The following is a 16,462-nucleotide window of genomic DNA, read 5'->3' on the forward strand; positions in this document are numbered from 1 at the left end:
CTAATGGCGATATCCTTCTCCTTCGAAACCAAAGAAGAACTGGCCCGGGTAAAAAAACGGCGCCCCTGCTGCGCTGAGGCCGAACTGGTCGCCATTTTACGCCAGGGTAACCTGGCCGGTTTACCGGGGGAGGGGGTAATCCTGCTGGCAACCACCCACGCGGCCATAGCCAGGAGGGTTTACTCCCTGGCCAGGGCGGTGCTGGGCCTGCCGGTCAAAGTACAAACTGAGCGCCGGAGCGGTAAAGGCCGGCCGGTTTTTAAGGTTTTAACTCCGGCCGGGGTAGAAGCATTGCAGGCCTGGCTGGCCGCCAGGACCGGGGCGCCGGAGTACCAGTGCTGCCGGGCCGCTTACCTCCGGGGTACCTTCCTGGTAACCGGCTCCGTCAATAAACCGTCGGCAACCCATCACCTGGAATTTCTCCTCGAAGGGGACGAGGAAGCCGCCCGCCTCCAGGACATTATGCAGCAGCTGGAGCTCCAGCCCCGTCTCAGCCGGCGCCAGCGCGGGCTGGTTCTTTACCTGAAAGACAGCGAGCAAATTGTCCGGGCTTTAAGCCTCATGGGGGCCCATAGTGCCGTCCTGGCCTATGAGAACGCCCTCATCTTTAAAGAAATGCGTAACCGGGTCAACCGCCTGGTAAACTGCGAGACGGCCAACTTGAGCAAGACCGTAGAGACGGGTTTACGCCAGGCAGAAAATATCCGCTACCTGGTGGCCACCCTGGGCTGGGAGGGATTACCTGCCGGCCTGCAGGAGATAGCTGCTTTACGTCTCCAGCACCCGGAAGCAAGTTTAAAGGAACTGGGGGAAATGCTGGTACCGCCGGTAGGGAAGTCAGGGGTCAACCACCGCCTGCGCCGCCTGGAACACTTAACCAGGCAGGTGAGGGCCCGGAGGGGGGAAATAGATGCGGCGCACGACAACCTACCCTGTTAACGGTCATAACGCCATGGCCTCCTGGCGCCGGGTTGCTCCCTTCTGGCGGGTAGCCTGGAATTTTTTTTGGATTGAACTCAGCCGCTTTTTACCCTTTTTGCGCCTGAAAAGCTGGCTTTTACGCCACCTGGTGGGGATGGATGTAGCGCCGACGGCTTCCATAGGGGTTATGGCCATGCCGGATATCTTAAGGCCGGATCTCATTCACATCGGCCCCGAGAGTATTATTGGTTATAATGTCACTATTCTGACCCACGAGTTTTTACCCCGCGCCTACCGCCTGGGGGCAGTGGAAATTGGCGCCTGGGTTCTCATTGGAGCCAATGCCACCATTTTACCAGGAGTGCGCATTGGCGATGGAGCCATTGTTGGTGCCGGAGCGGTAGTTACCCGGGATGTCCCGGCAGGGACCATGGTCGGCGGCGTCCCGGCGCGGGTGATAGGCAGGGTGGATGGTGATACCCGGGCATCTCGCCCGGGGCCGCCTCTTTCTCTGGAACAGGAAACTGCTCCCTGAAAGGAGATGACCGGTAGGGAGGAAGACAATGGGAAATAACTGGTTAAAACACCTTCTCTGGGAAGCGCCCTACCAGAACTGGTTCCTGGTTACCCTGGCGGTTATCAATCTCCTGGGGTCTATTTATGGTTACTACTGGTACCGGGAGCAACTGGCCAGTACACCTTTAATATGGTGGCCCTTTACCCCCGACAGCCCCCTGGCGACAACCTTTTTTGCCCTGGCCATGATCCTGGCATTCTACCGCCGGGAAAGCGGCCTGCTGCGGCTGGTAGCAGCAACGGCAGTGATCAAATACGGGCTGTGGGCGATGGTGATCATAAGTGACTACTGGCTGGCAGGGGCCCGGGTGACGGTGGTAGAGGCCGGCCTGTGGCTATCCCACCTGGCGATGATGGTCGAAGGCTTCCTCTTCCTGCGGCACTGGCCGGTCGCTCCCTGGCAGTTAGCCCTGGTGGTCCTGTGGCTGGGGTTAAATGACTTCGTTGACTATGGCCTGGGGTTGCACCCTTACCTCTTCAGCCCCGGCCAGGAAAGCCTGGCCGGGGCAACGGCTGCGGGCTTAAGCCTGGCCTTAAGTTTTTACCTGGCCCGGGCAATAAATTGGTCCCGCGGGCAGGAAAAATAGTCAGGAAGGAAGAATAGTATAAATTAGGGGGAGGAGAGTCATGCGCGAACGTTTAGGCCTTAACCTGGAACAGGCGCAAAAGTTAATCATGACGCCGGAACTGCGCCAGGCCATTGTTGTCCTGCAGCTCTCCACCCTGGAGCTGGCTGAATACGTCCAGCAGGAACTCCAGGAAAACCCGTTACTGGAAGTAAGGGACGAGGAAGAAGTTGCCGCGGCCGATGATGAACTGGTAGATGATCATGAGCCTTTCGAAATTGACTGGCAGGAATATTTCCAGGACGGAAGCGATTTGGGTTATGTCAGCGTTCCCCGGGAGGAACGCCCGGAATGGAATCACCAAAACCTCCTGACCGGCCAGCCTACGCTGCAGGATCATTTACTGCTCCAGTTAAAAATAGCGGCCTCGACAACCCGCGAGCTGGAGATTGGGACGTTCTTAATCGGCAATTTAGACGCCAACGGTTACCTGAAGATTAGCCTGAAGGAAGCAGCCGCCTGTTTAAAGGTTTCCCCTGCGACCGTCTGGCGGGTACTGCAGTTAATCCAGCATTTTGATCCCCCCGGGGTGGGAGCCAGAAACCTTACGGAGTGCCTTCTCCTCCAGCTGCGCCAGCGGGAAGATGCTCCCCCGGGAACGGAAAAAATTATTCGCAACTTTTTAACCGATGTTGCTGAAGGGCGGCTGACCCGTATTGCCCGGCGCCTGAACATGAGTCTCCCGGCCGTCCAGGCGGTGGTTGATTATATCCGCACCCTGGACCCCAAGCCAGGCCGCTCCTTTGGCGGCGGCCAGGAGAACCGCTATATCGTACCCGATGTAATCATTGAGCGGGTGGGTAGGGATTACGTGGTCCTGGTCAATGACCTGGCCATGCCGCGGCTGGGTATTAACCCCCTTTACCAGGCCTTAATGCGCCAGGAGGGGAGTTGCGACGAGGCAACCCGGCGTTTCATAGAAAGCAAGCTCAATGCCGCGGCCTGGCTTATTCGTAGCCTGGAGCAGCGCCGGCTGACCCTTTACCGGGTGGTCAACTGCCTGGTGCAAGAGCAGCGGGAATTCCTGGATAAAGGTATAAAATACCTGAAGCCCCTGACCATGCGCCAGGTGGCCGCATCCTTAGGCATCCATGAATCTACCGTCAGCCGGGCGACGGCCAATAAATATGTCCAGACGCCCCAGGGAGTCTTTGAATTAAAATTTTTCTTCGCCAGTGGTGTGGAAAAAAAAGGCGGCGCTGCTGCCGCCGAAAGTATCAAAAAAATGATTGCCGAAGCCATCAGCCGGGAAGATGCCACCAATCCTCTCACAGACCAGCAGCTGCAGGAACTCCTGCAGCAGCAGGGGATAAAGATTTCCCGGCGGACGGTGGCCAAGTACCGCGACGAGCAGGGCATTCCCGCCGCTGCAAAAAGAAGACGTTACTAGGCTTGCAGGGGGCCAGGCGCCCCCTGTAGCGGTTAATTCTGTCTATTCCTAAAGGAGGATTTTGGCGATTTGTGTTGAACAGTGAATGATGGTACAAGCGATATCATTATATTGCCTGTTACTTTATGGTATAATAAAATAAAGCATGGCAGGTGGGAAGAACCCGGGTCAACCTGCGCCAGACAAACAGGGTTACCTCTTACATCTTATAAAGGAGGAGTAATACATAATGGCAGTCAAAGTAGGTATTAATGGATTTGGGCGGATCGGCCGCCTGGTGTTCCGAGCTTCCCTGGAGAAACCGGAACTGGAAGTTGTAGCCATCAACGACATTACCGACGTCCAGACCAATGCCCACCTCTTGAAGTATGATTCAGTCCATGGTCGTCTCAATGCTTCTGTTGAGGCCAGGGAAGACAGTATCGTTGTTAACGGCCGCTCCATTAAGGTCACCGCCGAACGTGACCCGGCCAAACTCCCCTGGAAGGATCTGGGCGTAGATATTGTCATTGAATCTACAGGTGTCTTCACTGATGCCACCAAAGCGGCAGCCCACCGCCAGGCAGGGGCCAAAAAGGTCATAATTACCGCCCCAGCCAAAAACGAAGATATTACCATCGTTATGGGCGTCAATAATGACAAGTATGATCCCGCCCAACACCATATTGTTTCCAATGCCTCTTGCACCACCAACTGCCTTGCCCCAGTGGCCAAGGTCCTGCATGAAAACTTTACCATTCTGAGGGGCCTGATGACTACCGCCCACTCCTATACCAACGACCAGCGCATCCTCGACCTGACCCATAAAGACCTGCGGCGGGCCCGGGCCGGTGCCCTTTCCATCATTCCCACCACCACCGGCGCTGCCAAGGCCATCGGCCTGGTCTTACCCGAACTGAAGGGTAAACTGAACGGCCTGGCCATGCGGGTGCCCACCCCCAACGTTTCCGTCGTTGACCTGGTAGTGGACCTGGAAAAACCGGCCACGGTAGAAAGCATCAATGCCGCCCTGAAGGCTGCAGCTGAGGGTCCCATGCAGGGTATCCTGGGTTACTGCGAAGAACCCCTGGTTTCCCGCGATTTCAACGGCGACCCGCGTTCCTCCATTGTCGATGCCCTGTCCACCATGGTTATCGATGGCACCCTGGCCAAGGTGGTAGCCTGGTACGATAACGAGTGGGCCTACTCCAAACGGGTCGTCGACCTGGCGGCCTTTATGGCTGCTAAAGGGCTGTAAAGGGACGGTCGCCGCAAGGCGGCCGTTTCGCATGCCGGGGCAATTAGGGTAGTATAATGAGGAAGTAGTCAGGCACAATTGCTGCCCATCTCCCACTTCTATTTTTGAAGGAGGCATGACTGGTGGCCAAGCTAACTTTGAAAGACCTGGATCTCAATAATAAACGCGTCCTGGTGCGGGTCGACTTCAACGTTCCCCTGGAGGCAGGCCGGGTAACGGATAATACCCGCATCCGGGCGGCCCTGCCGACTATCCAATACCTCATTGACCACGGCGCCCGGGTAATTCTCATGTCCCACCTGGGGCGCCCCAAGGGCAAAGTCAAGGAAGAGCTGCGCCTGGACCCGGTGGCTAGAGAACTGGAAGGCCTCCTCGGCCGGCCGGTACATAAAGTCAACGATTGTATTGGCCCTGAAGTTGAGGCCGCGGTAGCGGCTCTAAAACCCGGCGAGGTTCTCCTGCTGGAAAACCTGCGCTTTTATCCGGAAGAAGAGAAAAATGATCCTGAATTTGCCAGGAAGCTGGCCTCCCTGGCCGACCTTTACGTCAACGACGCCTTCGGCGCCGCCCACCGCGCCCATGCTTCCACGGAAGGCGTGGCCCACTACCTGCCCGCGGCGGCCGGGTTCCTGCTGCAGAAGGAAATCGAAACCCTGGGCAAGGCCCTGGCCGACCCGGAACGGCCCTTTGTGGCCATTATCGGCGGGGCTAAGGTATCCGACAAGATCAGCGTTATCCGTAACCTCCTTACCAAGGTGGATACCCTGATTATCGGCGGCGGCATGGCCAATACCTTCCTGCGGGCGAAAGGTTATGCCATGGGCAAGTCCCTGGTGGAAGAGGATCAGGTTCCCCTGGCGCAAGAGCTTATGGCCCAGGCAGAACAGCAGGGGGTAAAGATGCTGCTGCCCCGGGACCTGGTGGTGGCCCAGGAGTTCAAGGCTGATGCCCCCCACCAGGTAGTGGCTGCAAGCGCCGTCCCCGACGGCTGGATGGCCCTGGATATCGGCCCCGAAACGGCGCAGGAGTTTGCCAATGCTTTGACCGGTGCCCGGACCGTCGTCTGGAACGGGCCCATGGGCGTCTTTGAAATGGAACCCTTTGCCCGCGGCACCGAGGCTGTGGCCCGGGCTGTAGCGGCCGTGGACGGCATGACCATCGTCGGCGGCGGGGACTCGGTGGCGGCGGTAGAAAAGATGGGTGTGGCGGCAAAAATTGGGCATATCTCCACCGGCGGCGGCGCCTCCCTGGAATTCCTGGAAGGCAAGGCCCTTCCCGGGGTAGTGGCCCTGACGGAGAAATAGGGCGAGGGGAGGGATTCGCTTGCGCCGACCGATTATTGCCGGCAACTGGAAGATGCATAATACTACTGAAAAGGCCAGGGAGCTGGTTACCCTGCTAAGGCCCCTGGTAGGCACCACCGGCGTGGAAGTGGTCGTCTGCCCGCCTTTCACGGCTATAGCGGCAACGGTCAATGCTGCTGCCGGTTCCAATATCTCGGTAGGCGCCCAGGACCTTTTCTGGGAAGACTGGGGCGCCTATACCGGTGAAGTGTCCGGCCCCATGCTGAAGGATCTGGGTTGCCGTTATGTCATTATTGGTCATTCCGAGCGACGCCAGTACTTTGGCGAGACCGATGCCACAGTCAATAAAAAGCTCCATGCCGCCCTGCGCCACGGTCTTGTCCCTATCGTCTGCGTCGGCGAAACCCTGGCCGAAAGGGAAGCCGGTAAGACCCTGGACGTGGTCCGCCGCCAGGTCCGGGAGGGTTTAAAGGGGCTGGTACCAGGCCAGGTGGAAACCCTGGTGGTGGCCTATGAACCCGTCTGGGCCATTGGCACCGGCCGGACGGCTACGGCAGCTGACGCCCAGGAGGTCATCGCCTTTATCCGGGAAACTTTAAGGGCCATGTATGGCGAAGAGGCGAAGGCCACCCGCATCCAGTACGGCGGCAGCGTCAAGCCCGAAAATATTACCGAGCTCATGGCCCAGCCCGATATAGACGGCGCCCTGGTAGGGGGCGCCAGCCTGGACGCCATTTCCTTTGCAGCCATAGTCAATTACCAACAAAAGTAGGGAACAGGAGAAATCATCTTGGTAAATGTTAATCGACCTTTAATGCTAATGATCCTCGACGGTTTCGGCCTGGGTCACCCGGGGGAAGGTAATGCCATCAGCCAGGGCCGTTTACCCAATTACCGCCGGCTGCTGGCCGAATACCCCCATACCCGCCTCCAGGCTTCCGGGGAAGCCGTGGGCCTGCCGGCAGGCCAGATGGGCAATTCCGAAGTCGGCCACTTGAATATTGGCGCCGGCCGCATTGTCTACCAGGAATTAACCCGCATAAGCCGGGCCATCCGCGACGGTTCCTTTTTTACCAATGAAGTGCTCCTCAAGGCCGTGCGGGCGGCAAAGGAACGGGGCGGCGCCCTCCACTTAATGGGCCTGGTCTCCGACGGCGGCGTCCACAGCCACCTGGAGCACCTGTATGCCCTTCTGGATCTGGCCAAAAGGGAGGGACTGGAGCAAGTCTACATCCACGCTTTCCTGGACGGCCGCGACGTGCCCCCGGCCAGTGCCGCCGGGTACCTGGAGCAGGTGGAGGCAGAGTGCCGGCAGCGGGGGATAGGGGCCATCGCCAGCATCATGGGCCGTTACTATGCCATGGACCGGGACCGGCGCTGGGAGCGGACGGAGCGGGCCTACCGGGCCCTGGTAGTGGGAGAAGGGCACCAGTTCCCTTCGGCAGGGGCGGCCATCCAGGCTTCCTATGACCGGGAAATTACCGATGAATTCGTGGAACCTTCCGTAATCACCCGCGAAGGCAGGCCCCTGGCGCTGGTCCGGGACAAAGACAGCGTTATTTTCTTTAACTTCCGCGCCGACCGGGCGCGGCAGCTGACCCGGGCCTTTGTGGACAGGGAGTTTGAACCCTTTGACCGCCCCGGCGGGCGCCTGGATATCCAGTTTGTCTGCCTGACCCAGTACGACGTCACCATCCCGGCGCCGGTAGCCTTCCCGCCCCAGGTTTTGACCAATGTCCTGGGCGAGGTCATAGCCAGCAACGGCCTGAAGCAGCTGCGTATTGCCGAGACGGAAAAGTACGCCCACGTCACCTTTTTCTTTAACGGCGGCGTGGAAGAACCTTTCCCCGGCGAAGACCGCTTGCTCATCCCTTCACCAAAGGTGGCCACCTATGATCAAAAACCTTCCATGAGCGCCCGGGAAGTTACGGACGCCGTCCTGGAACGCCTGGACAAGTATGACTTTATTGTTCTAAACTTTGCCAATCCCGACATGGTCGGCCATACCGGCGACCTGGCAGCGGCCATTGCTGCCGTGGAAACGGTGGACGAGTGTCTCGGCCGCATTGCCGCGGCCATGGAGGAACGCCGGGCGCCCCTCCTGGTGACGGCCGACCACGGCAACGCCGAAGAAATGCGGGAACCCGGCGGTGAGCCCCATACGGCCCACACCAGCAATCTCGTACCCTTTATCCTGGTCGATGCCGGCTACCGGGACGCTGCCTTAAGGGAAGGAGCCCTAGAGGACGTGGCCCCAACGGTACTGGACATCCTGGGGCTGCCCCAGCCGGCGGAAATGACCGGGAAAAGCTTGATAGAAAAAGCGAATTGACACGGAGGTGTTCTTAGCCAATGACCATTATCAACGATATCTACGCCCGGGAGATCCTCGACTCCCGCGGCAACCCCACGGTAGAGGTGGAGGTATTCCTGGAAGGCGGCGGGTGGGGCCGGGCGGCCGTACCCTCGGGAGCTTCCACGGGAGCCTATGAAGCCGTAGAGCTCCGGGATAAAGACGAAAAGCGCTACTTTGGTAAAGGCGTCCTGGACGCCGTCAACAACGTCAATGCCATCATCGCCCCGGAACTGGTGGGCATGGATGCCCTGGACCAGCGGGAAGTAGACCGGCAGCTCATCGAGCTGGACGGCACCCCCAACAAGAGCAAGCTGGGGGCCAACGCCATACTCGGGGTTTCCCTGGCCGTGGCCAAAGCGGCAGCCGATGCCCTGGGCCTGCCCCTGTACCGTTACCTGGGCGGGGTCAACGCCCATACCCTGCCGGTGCCCATGATGAACATTTTAAACGGCGGCAAGCATGCCGATAACAACGTCGACATCCAGGAGTTCATGGTCATGCCCGCCGGCGCCGGCGACTTTGCCGGGGCCCTGCGCATGGGCGCCGAGGTCTTCCACAGCCTGAAGGCCGTATTGAAGGGTAAAGGGCTGGGTACGACTGTCGGCGATGAAGGCGGCTTTGCCCCGAACTTGCGTTCAAATGTAGAGGCCATCGAGGTCATCCTGGAAGCTATTACCAAAGCCGGCTACGAGCCGGGCAAGGATTGCTTTATTGCCCTGGACCCGGCTTCCACGGAGCTTTACCGGGACGGCAAATACGTCTTTGCCGGCGAAGGCGTCACCCGCACCAGCGAGGAGATGATCGAATTCTGGGCCGATCTGGTAGAGAAGTACCCCATTATCTCCATCGAAGACGGCCTGGCTGAGGACGACTGGGAGGGCTGGCAGAACCTTACCAAACGCCTGGGCCATAAAGTCCAGCTGGTGGGCGACGACCTCTTCGTTACCAATACGGAACGCCTGCGCCGCGGCATAGAGATGGGTGCGGCCAATGCCATACTCATCAAGGTGAACCAGATCGGTACCCTGACGGAAACCCTGGAAGCCATTGAGATGGCGAAGAAAGCCGGCTACACGGCCGTCGTTTCCCACCGTTCCGGGGAAACGGAAGATACCACCATCGCCGACATCGTGGTGGCCGTCAACGCCGGCCAGATCAAGACCGGCGCCCCCTCCCGTACCGACCGGGTGGCCAAGTACAACCAGCTCCTGCGCATAGAAGAAGAGCTGGACGCCGCCGCCCTCTATCCGGGCCTGAAGGCCTTCTACAACCTGAGGAAGTAGCATCCTTTAGGAAAAAGAAACCCCGGCGTGGTAACCATGGCCGGGGTTTAATATATCCTTAGAACCATCCCTTACGCCGGAAGAAAAAGAGCATTACCCCGGCCAGCATAGCCATGACCCCCAGGACGGTAAAATAGCCGTAGCGCCATTCCAGTTCCGGCATGTAGCGGAAATTCATGCCGTAGATACCGGCGATAAGGGTTAAAGGCATCATTATCGTAGTAATTACCGTCAATACCTTCATGATTTCATTGAGGCGGTTGGAGGTCAGGGAAAGGTAGATTTCCAGGGTGGAGCTGGCCAGGTCATGGAAGGTTTCCACCTGGTCGATCAGGCGCAGCATTTCGTTGTAGATATCCAGGAAAAAGACCCGGTTTTCCGGTTTTACCAGCTTGAACTCTGGATAGGTCAGGAGGTTCAAAATATCCCGCTGGGCGCCAAGAATTTTTCGCAGTTTAATGGCCTGGCGCCTTAAGGTAAAGACTTGATTGAGAATCTGCCGGGTGGGCCGGCGGAAGACTTCCTCTTCCAGGTATTCGATTTTACCTTCGGTGCGGTCAAAAAAGGTAAAAAAGGTTTCCGTCAGGGGTTCGAGCAGGCTGTAAAGGATAAAGTCGGTGCCCTTCTGGAAAAGCTGCGGGTCCTGGCGGTACTGGTTCCAGAGTTTGGTCACGAACTCTAGTTCTTCCTGGTGGACGGTAACGATAAACCTGGGACCCAGGAAGACATTGAGGGCTGCGGTCAGGGAATGCTGGTGGGCCTTCACACAGCGCAGGGTGAGGAAGGCATATTCATCATACTGGGCCATCCCGGGCCGGTAGTGGGGGTGACGGCAGTCTTCTACGGCCAGGGGGTGAAAATGGAAAAGGTCCGTCAAGAGGTCCAGTTCCGCTGGGGCCGGCTGTACCAGGTCCAGCCAGGCAAACTCCTCGCTCTGCCGGGGCTGGAAACCGGGGGGCGGATTTTCCTTGAGTCCCTGTTGCGGGTGAAAAATTAAGAGGCGCTGCATGCAAATCACCTGTAGTCGGGTTTTCTTTAGTTTACCACATCCGGGCCGCCCAAGTATCGTCCTCATGTAAAACCGGGAAGCAAATATTGTACGGCGGCAGGAAGTGGGTTAGAATAGTAACAGCGCTCAGCTATACGGCTCCCGGCCTTGCCGCCTGGGCTAAAATAGCCCTGGCAGGCGGAATTATTTACTTATTATGGGCGGAAATTGAAACATGGCGGCCAAAAAAGTAGCGGCAAACCAAATATACATCGGCACCTCTGGTTACAGCTACCGCGACTGGCTGGGCTACTTTTACCCGCCGGGGCTGGCGGCTAAAGATATGCTGCCCTATTACGCCCGGGAATTTAACTTTACCGAAGTTAATTCCTCTTATTATGCCCTGCCGCGGCCCCAGAACCTGGAGCAAATGGCCCGCAAGGTGCCGGACGGGTTTATTTTTGCCGTGAAAGCCTATCGTACCCTGACCCATGAGCGGGGTGATAGCCTGGCCGGCGACAGCCGGCAGTTACGCCAGGCCCTCCAGCCCCTGGTGGACCGGGGCCAGCTGGGGGCTGTCCTGCTCCAGTTCCCCTTTTCTTTCCGCAATAACCAGGCCAACCGCGAACATTTAATCAAGTTGAAGGATCTTTTGCCCGATGTACCCCTGGTAGTGGAATTTCGCCACAACAGCTGGGTTAATGACGCCATCTGGGATTTCTTACAGCATCACGATCTGGCCTATACTTGTGTCGATGAACCGGCCCTGCCGGGACTGGTGGGGCCGGTGGTCCGCTGTACGGCGGCAGTGGCCTACGTCCGTTTTCACGGCCGTAACGCAGCAAAGTGGTGGCAGCATGAGGAAGCTTATGAGCGCTATGACTACCTTTATACTCCCGCAGAACTAAAAGAATGGCTGCCGGGCATCGCTTACTTGGCCGGCCGGGCGCGCCAGGTCTTTGTGGCTTTTAACAACCACTACCACTCCCAGGCGGTAACCAACGCCCGGATGCTGAAGGACCTGCTGGCCGGTGTTTAATGATTGTAAAAGTAAAGCCTCCCGCTTTCCAGGGCGCAGGCAACCCGGCCCTGGTCCTTTAGATAGCTTAAAAATGCCGACAGGCTGGCCAGGTTGAGGAAGTACTGGGGAATGTCCATAGGGATATTTTCCTGGACGGCCAATTCTGCCAGGAGGTCTTCCCGGGTCAGGGGCCGGGCCAGGAGTTCGGTAATCCTGTCCAGGCAGGCATTAATCTGCCGGCGGTTGCTGGCCAGGACGGGGGCCGGGTCAGCAATAACTTCCGGGCTGTGGGCCGGCAGTAAATACTTGATCTCCAGGCCGGCCAGAGCTTCCAGGGTTGTCAGTTGAGCCTTAATGTCCTGCAGGAAGGGTAAAGGGTATTTGGCCAGGATGGCCGGGTGAAAGACGGCATCGCCGCTAAAGAGTACGCCGTCGGGGGTCAGGAAAGCCAGGTGCCCGGCGGCATGCCCCGGTGTGGCGATGGCCTGGATACGCAGGTCCAGGAGCTTCAAAGATCCAGGGCTGATGGTACTGTCAACCTCTACCGGCCGGGCAAAAAGAAGAGGGATTTTAATTTCTGCAAAAGGGAGGGCACCGTACAGGGCCTTTACCCCCAGCAGGTTATCTTCCATAAATATTTTTTCCCCGGCTGAAGCCAGGATCTCCAGGCCGGGGTAAAATTCCTTTAATAACCTGTGGGCGCCGAAATGGTCGGCGTGGCCATGGGTGGTCAGGAGGTATTTGGGTTTGAGCCCGCTGGCGGCCAGGACGTCCTTGATCTTATAGGCGATGGTATTGTTGATTCCCGAATCTATCAGCAGGCAGTAACCGCTTTTAGTAGTATAAACGCCTGCATTAGTGGCGCCGGGAATATAGCAGGTATGGCCATGAATTTTTACCAGTCCCACCAGGTTATTTTTCCTTTCTAAATGGTAATAGCCATTTTATCCTGATTTTATCATATTTACATTCAAGGATACTACCCGGAGGGCATAAAAAAGTGCCGCCCGGGCACTAATCGTTAATCGATACAAAGTCTTTACAATAGCCATCCCCGTTCCGGGGCGGGTAAATACGGCCACAGTAGTGGTTGTTTAAGCAATATATGCATTCTGTCATTTCACAGGGCGTAAGATTAACGCTGGTTGCGGGGAGCGTGGTCATAACCTTTTGTCCCTCGGGGCACGCCTCTTTACCGGTATTACCATAAACCTCCTGGAGCATAACCCATCCTCCCCTCCTTATTCTAAGGATATTGTATCATGTATACATTAAATCCGGAAGTGCTCTAGAGGCCTGTTTTACCATGATTTGTCGGGTTTCCTGGCCCGCAGGTTGATGTTTTGGTCGCGTAGGAAGATTTACGTTTTTCCTTGCTTAACCGGGTATTTATTTGTTAAAATTATGACGTCACGGCAGCACAGCAGGGAGGTGAAGTTGTTGCTGCATACCATTATCCTGGTGCTTGATATGCTGGTAGCCCTGGGACTGATAGCCACAGTCCTTTTACAGTCCGGCCGCAGTGCAGGTATGTCCGGTGCCATTGCCGGCGGCGCGGAAGCCATCTTTGGCAAGAAGAAGGGCCTTGATGAGTTTCTTAACAAGGTTTCAGCAGTCCTGGCCGGTTTGTTCCTGCTGCTGACTTTGCTCCTCTCGGTAATCTGAGTGGAAAGGTACTTTTTAAGAAGTGGGACATTGGCTGGGGGAATTACAATAATGCTGAAACTGGCGGAGCCAGTTTCGCCAAGGAATCTGACTTCAGACATCCTGATTTCTCACTTCCGATTGGGCGGTGGCGCCCAATTTTTTTCAGGGAGGTTGATTTTGAATGACCCGGCAGGAAGCACTGCAACTAATGGAGAAACACCTTAAGAATAAAAATTTGCGCAAGCACGCGCTCGCCGTGGAAGCAGTCATGCGGGCCCTGGCCCGGCACTTTGGCGAGGATGAGGAGAAATGGGGACTGGCCGGTTTGCTCCATGATATCGACTATGAAAGCACCAAGGACGATCCCGACCGGCACAGCCTGGTAGGGGCGGAAATGCTGGCCCGGGAAGGTTTGCCTGAAGAGGTGGTTTACGCCGTTAAGGCCCATAACGAGCGCCACGGCCTGCCCAGGACGGACTTGATGAGCAAGGCCCTGTATGCTACCGACCCCCTGACGGGCTTGATTGTAGCCGCGGCCCTTATTCGCCCCGAAAAGAAACTGGCCATCGTGGACGTTCCTTTCTTACTTAACCGTTACCATGAGAAATCCTTTGCCCGCGGGGCCAGCCGGGAGACTATAGCCGCCTGCAGCGAGCTTGGTCTCTCCCTGGAAGACTTCATGCATATCGGCCTGGAAGCCATGAAGGAAATTGCCGGCGAGCTGGGCCTTTAGGTAAGATACCCGGTTAGCAACCGGGTATCTTTTTACCGGGACAACAGGAAATAATATAGCGAGGAATATTTCATCTTGGACACATTGCGAAAGGAAACCTGTATGGACAAAAAAGAATTGTTGGCCCTCATGCGGACCCAGTCCTACCGGCCTATGACGGCGGCGGAGCTCATGGCCGCCCTGGGAGCAAAGGATGAGGAAACCTTCCGGGAATTTCTCCATTCCCTGGAACAGGAGGGCTATATTGTCCGCACCCGCAAGGATAAATACGGCCTGCCGGAAAAGATGGGCCTGGTCAGCGGCCGTCTCCAGGCTTCAACCAAAGGTTATGCCTTTGTCGTCCCCCGGGAAAAGGAGCAGGCCGATGTTTATATCAGCGCCCTCAACCTGAACGGGGCCATGCACGGAGACCTGGTCCTGGCCAGGATTTTACCCGGTACTACCGGCCGGCGGCAGGAGGGGGAAATTATCCGCGTCCTGCAGCGGGCCAACAGGCGGGTGGTGGGAACCTTTACTGCCACCCGGCATTTAAGCTTTGTTGTGCCCGATGATGCCCACCTGCACCAGGATATCCTTATTCCCCCCGGCAATTCCCTGGGGGCCAGGGAAAAGGATAAGGTCGTCGTGGAAATTACCCGCTGGCCGGAGGCCCGGCGCAATCCCGAGGGCCGGGTAGTGGAGATCCTGGGCCAGGCGGGCCGGCCGGGAGTGGATGTTTTAAGCATCATCAAAAAGTATGACCTGGAGCCGGAATTTCCCCCCGAGGTTTTACTTGAAGCCGACGGCTTAAGCAAGGAGTTTGGCCCGCGGGAACTGGCCGGCCGCCGGGACCTGCGGGACTGGCGCCTGGTGACTATTGACGGCGCTGACGCCCGCGACCTGGATGACGCCGTGTCCCTGGAGCTTTTGCCCGGTGGTAATTACCTCCTGGGAGTACATATTGCCGACGTTAGTTTTTACGTCCGGGAAGGCAGCGCCCTGGACCGGGAGGCTTTCAACCGGGCGACGAGCGTCTATTTTGTAGACCGGGTCATTCCCATGCTGCCGCCCCGCTTATCCAATGATATCTGCTCGTTAAATGCCGGCGAGGACCGCCTGGCCATGACGGCCCTGATGACTATTACGCCGAGAGGTACGGTAAAGGATTACGAACTTTTTCCTTCGATTATCCGCGTCCGGGAGCGGATGACCTATGATGCTGTCCGGCGCATCCTGGTAGATGGCGACCCGGAACTAGTGGAGCGCTACCGGGAACTGGTACCGTATTTCCAGCTCATGGCCAGGCTGGCAGCTATTTTAAAGCGGCGGCGGGAGAAACGGGGGACCATTGATTTTGATTTCCCGGAGGCCAAAGTGGAACTTGACGACCAGGGCCTGCCGGTGGCCATTATCCCTCGACAGCGATCGGTAGCCGAGGGGATTATTGAAGAATTTATGATTGCCGCCAACGAAGTTGTGGCCCGGCACATCTACGAACTGGCCGTACCGGCTGTTTACCGGGTCCACGAGGAACCGGCACCGGATAAGATGGAAGAGCTCAATAACTTCCTATCCTTCTTTGGGCTGCAGATCAGGCCCAACCGGGAGGGACGTTTCAACCCCCTGGCTTTCCAGGAGATCCTTACCGCTGTCAAAGGGCGGCCGGAGGAGCGGGTGATCAGCACCGTCATGCTGCGTTCCATGATGCATGCCCGTTACGCCGGCCAGTGCCTGGGACACTTTGGCCTCGCCTCCCCTTATTACTGCCACTTTACCTCTCCCATCCGCCGCTACCCGGACCTGGTTGTGCACCGCATTTTACGGGAAACCTGGTCCCCGGGAGGGTTAACACCGCAACGTATGGCGGAACTGGAAGCCTTTGTGGCCCTGGCTGCGGCCCAGGCCTCGGAAAGGGAAAAGGTGGCCGAGGAAGCCGAGCGGGAATCCCTGGATATGAAGAAGGTCCAGTACATGGAACGCCATGTGGGAGCTACCTTCACCGGAGTTATTAGCGGTGTGGTACCCTATGGCTTCTTTGTAGAGCTGGAAAATACCGTCGAAGGCCTGGTTCATGTATCCACCCTTACGGACGACTACTACCATTACCAGGAAGACCAGCTGGCCCTGGTAGGCGAACACACCGGCAAAGCATTTCGTATCGGCCAGCCGGTGGAAGTGCTGGTGGCCAGGGTCAACGTTGAGGCCCGGCAGGTGGATTTTGAACTGGTTAAACCGGAGGCTACAGTGGACACCGGGCCCGGGCCGGTGGCCAGGGTTAAAGGCCAGCAGCAGGTAAAATCGCGAGAAAAGGACACTGGCCCGGCCGGGAGCAAAACCAGGCGTAAAATTCGCGGCCAGAGCCGGCGTCAACGGAATAAAGCTACCCGGGGCCGTTCATAAT

The 16,462-nt window shown here is 57.5% G+C and carries 15 protein-coding genes; 13 read left to right on the forward strand and 2 right to left on the reverse strand.

Annotation, left to right across the window (positions count from 1 at the left end):
- Nucleotides 1-3 precede the first annotated feature (3 nt).
- From whiA to eno, 9 genes are all read left to right on the forward strand, one after another.
- Nucleotides 4-939, forward strand: a complete 936-nt coding sequence (gene whiA / locus MOMUL_RS11045) for a DNA-binding protein WhiA (protein WP_062284925.1) — start codon at nucleotides 4-6, stop codon at nucleotides 937-939.
- Complete coding sequence (locus tag MOMUL_RS17665) at nucleotides 911-1,456, forward strand: acyltransferase (RefSeq protein ID WP_062284927.1); 546 nt, start codon at nucleotides 911-913, stop codon at nucleotides 1,454-1,456. The genes whiA and MOMUL_RS17665 overlap by 29 nt, the downstream gene beginning before the upstream one ends.
- A 28-nt stretch (nucleotides 1,457-1,484) precedes the next feature.
- Complete coding sequence (locus tag MOMUL_RS11055; RefSeq protein ID WP_062284929.1) at nucleotides 1,485-2,084, forward strand: DUF1405 domain-containing protein; 600 nt, start codon at nucleotides 1,485-1,487, stop codon at nucleotides 2,082-2,084.
- 40 nt (nucleotides 2,085-2,124) lie between these two features.
- Nucleotides 2,125-3,513 carry an RNA polymerase factor sigma-54 gene (gene rpoN, locus MOMUL_RS11060; RefSeq protein WP_062284931.1) on the forward strand — a complete coding sequence of 463 codons (1,389 nt, stop codon included), beginning with the start codon at nucleotides 2,125-2,127 and terminating at the stop codon, nucleotides 3,511-3,513.
- A 229-nt stretch (nucleotides 3,514-3,742) separates the two neighbouring features.
- Complete coding sequence (gene gap / locus MOMUL_RS11065) at nucleotides 3,743-4,750, forward strand: type I glyceraldehyde-3-phosphate dehydrogenase (protein WP_062284932.1); 1,008 nt, start codon at nucleotides 3,743-3,745, stop codon at nucleotides 4,748-4,750.
- 122 nt (nucleotides 4,751-4,872) lie between these two features.
- A complete protein-coding gene (locus tag MOMUL_RS11070) occupies nucleotides 4,873-6,054 on the forward strand; it encodes a phosphoglycerate kinase (RefSeq protein WP_062284934.1) in 1,182 nt (393 codons plus the stop codon).
- Nucleotides 6,055-6,073: 19 nt separating this feature from the next.
- Complete coding sequence (tpiA, locus tag MOMUL_RS11075) at nucleotides 6,074-6,826, forward strand: triose-phosphate isomerase (protein WP_062284936.1); 753 nt, start codon at nucleotides 6,074-6,076, stop codon at nucleotides 6,824-6,826.
- A 42-nt stretch (nucleotides 6,827-6,868) separates the two neighbouring features.
- The gene (gene gpmI, locus MOMUL_RS11080; protein ID WP_084785608.1) at nucleotides 6,869-8,386 is read left to right on the forward strand and encodes a 2,3-bisphosphoglycerate-independent phosphoglycerate mutase; all 1,518 of its coding nucleotides are present in this window, start codon (nucleotides 6,869-6,871) and stop codon (nucleotides 8,384-8,386) included.
- Between the two features lie 20 nt (nucleotides 8,387-8,406).
- Nucleotides 8,407-9,693: a phosphopyruvate hydratase gene (gene eno, locus MOMUL_RS11085; RefSeq protein WP_062284939.1), complete on the forward strand. Its 1,287-nt coding sequence runs from the start codon at nucleotides 8,407-8,409 to the stop codon at nucleotides 9,691-9,693.
- Nucleotides 9,694-9,751: 58 nt separating this feature from the next.
- Here eno and corA read toward each other — a convergent pair whose 3' ends face one another.
- Nucleotides 9,752-10,702, reverse strand: coding sequence for a magnesium/cobalt transporter CorA (gene corA / locus MOMUL_RS11090; protein WP_062284941.1), 951 nt, complete (start codon nucleotides 10,700-10,702; stop codon nucleotides 9,752-9,754).
- Nucleotides 10,703-10,916: 214 nt separating this feature from the next.
- On the opposite strand from corA, the gene MOMUL_RS11095 reads away from it, so the two are divergent.
- Complete coding sequence (locus tag MOMUL_RS11095; RefSeq protein ID WP_062284942.1) at nucleotides 10,917-11,720, forward strand: DUF72 domain-containing protein; 804 nt, start codon at nucleotides 10,917-10,919, stop codon at nucleotides 11,718-11,720.
- Here MOMUL_RS11095 and MOMUL_RS11100 read toward each other — a convergent pair.
- Nucleotides 11,717-12,610: an MBL fold metallo-hydrolase gene (locus MOMUL_RS11100; RefSeq protein ID WP_062284944.1), complete on the reverse strand. Its 894-nt coding sequence runs from the start codon at nucleotides 12,608-12,610 to the stop codon at nucleotides 11,717-11,719. The two genes, MOMUL_RS11095 and MOMUL_RS11100, sit on opposite strands and share 4 nt — an antisense overlap.
- Before the next feature lie 496 nt (nucleotides 12,611-13,106).
- Here MOMUL_RS11100 and secG point away from each other — a divergent pair, with 496 nt between their 5' ends.
- From secG to rnr, 3 genes are all read left to right on the forward strand, one after another.
- Nucleotides 13,107-13,367 (forward strand): preprotein translocase subunit SecG, encoded by a 261-nt coding sequence (secG, locus tag MOMUL_RS11110; protein ID WP_236713091.1) that lies wholly within the window; start codon nucleotides 13,107-13,109, stop codon nucleotides 13,365-13,367.
- A gap of 163 nt (nucleotides 13,368-13,530) precedes the next feature.
- On the forward strand, nucleotides 13,531-14,082 hold the full coding sequence (locus tag MOMUL_RS11115; protein WP_062284948.1) for an HDIG domain-containing metalloprotein: 552 nt from the start codon (nucleotides 13,531-13,533) through the stop codon (nucleotides 14,080-14,082).
- An 84-nt stretch (nucleotides 14,083-14,166) separates the two neighbouring features.
- On the forward strand, nucleotides 14,167-16,461 hold the full coding sequence (gene rnr / locus MOMUL_RS11120) for a ribonuclease R (RefSeq protein WP_236713093.1): 2,295 nt from the start codon (nucleotides 14,167-14,169) through the stop codon (nucleotides 16,459-16,461).
- Nucleotide 16,462: the final 1 nt, after the last annotated feature.

This window comes from Moorella mulderi DSM 14980 (genome assembly GCF_001594015.1).
Taxonomy (GTDB): Bacteria; Bacillota; DSM-521; order Neomoorellales; family Neomoorellaceae; genus Neomoorella; species Neomoorella mulderi.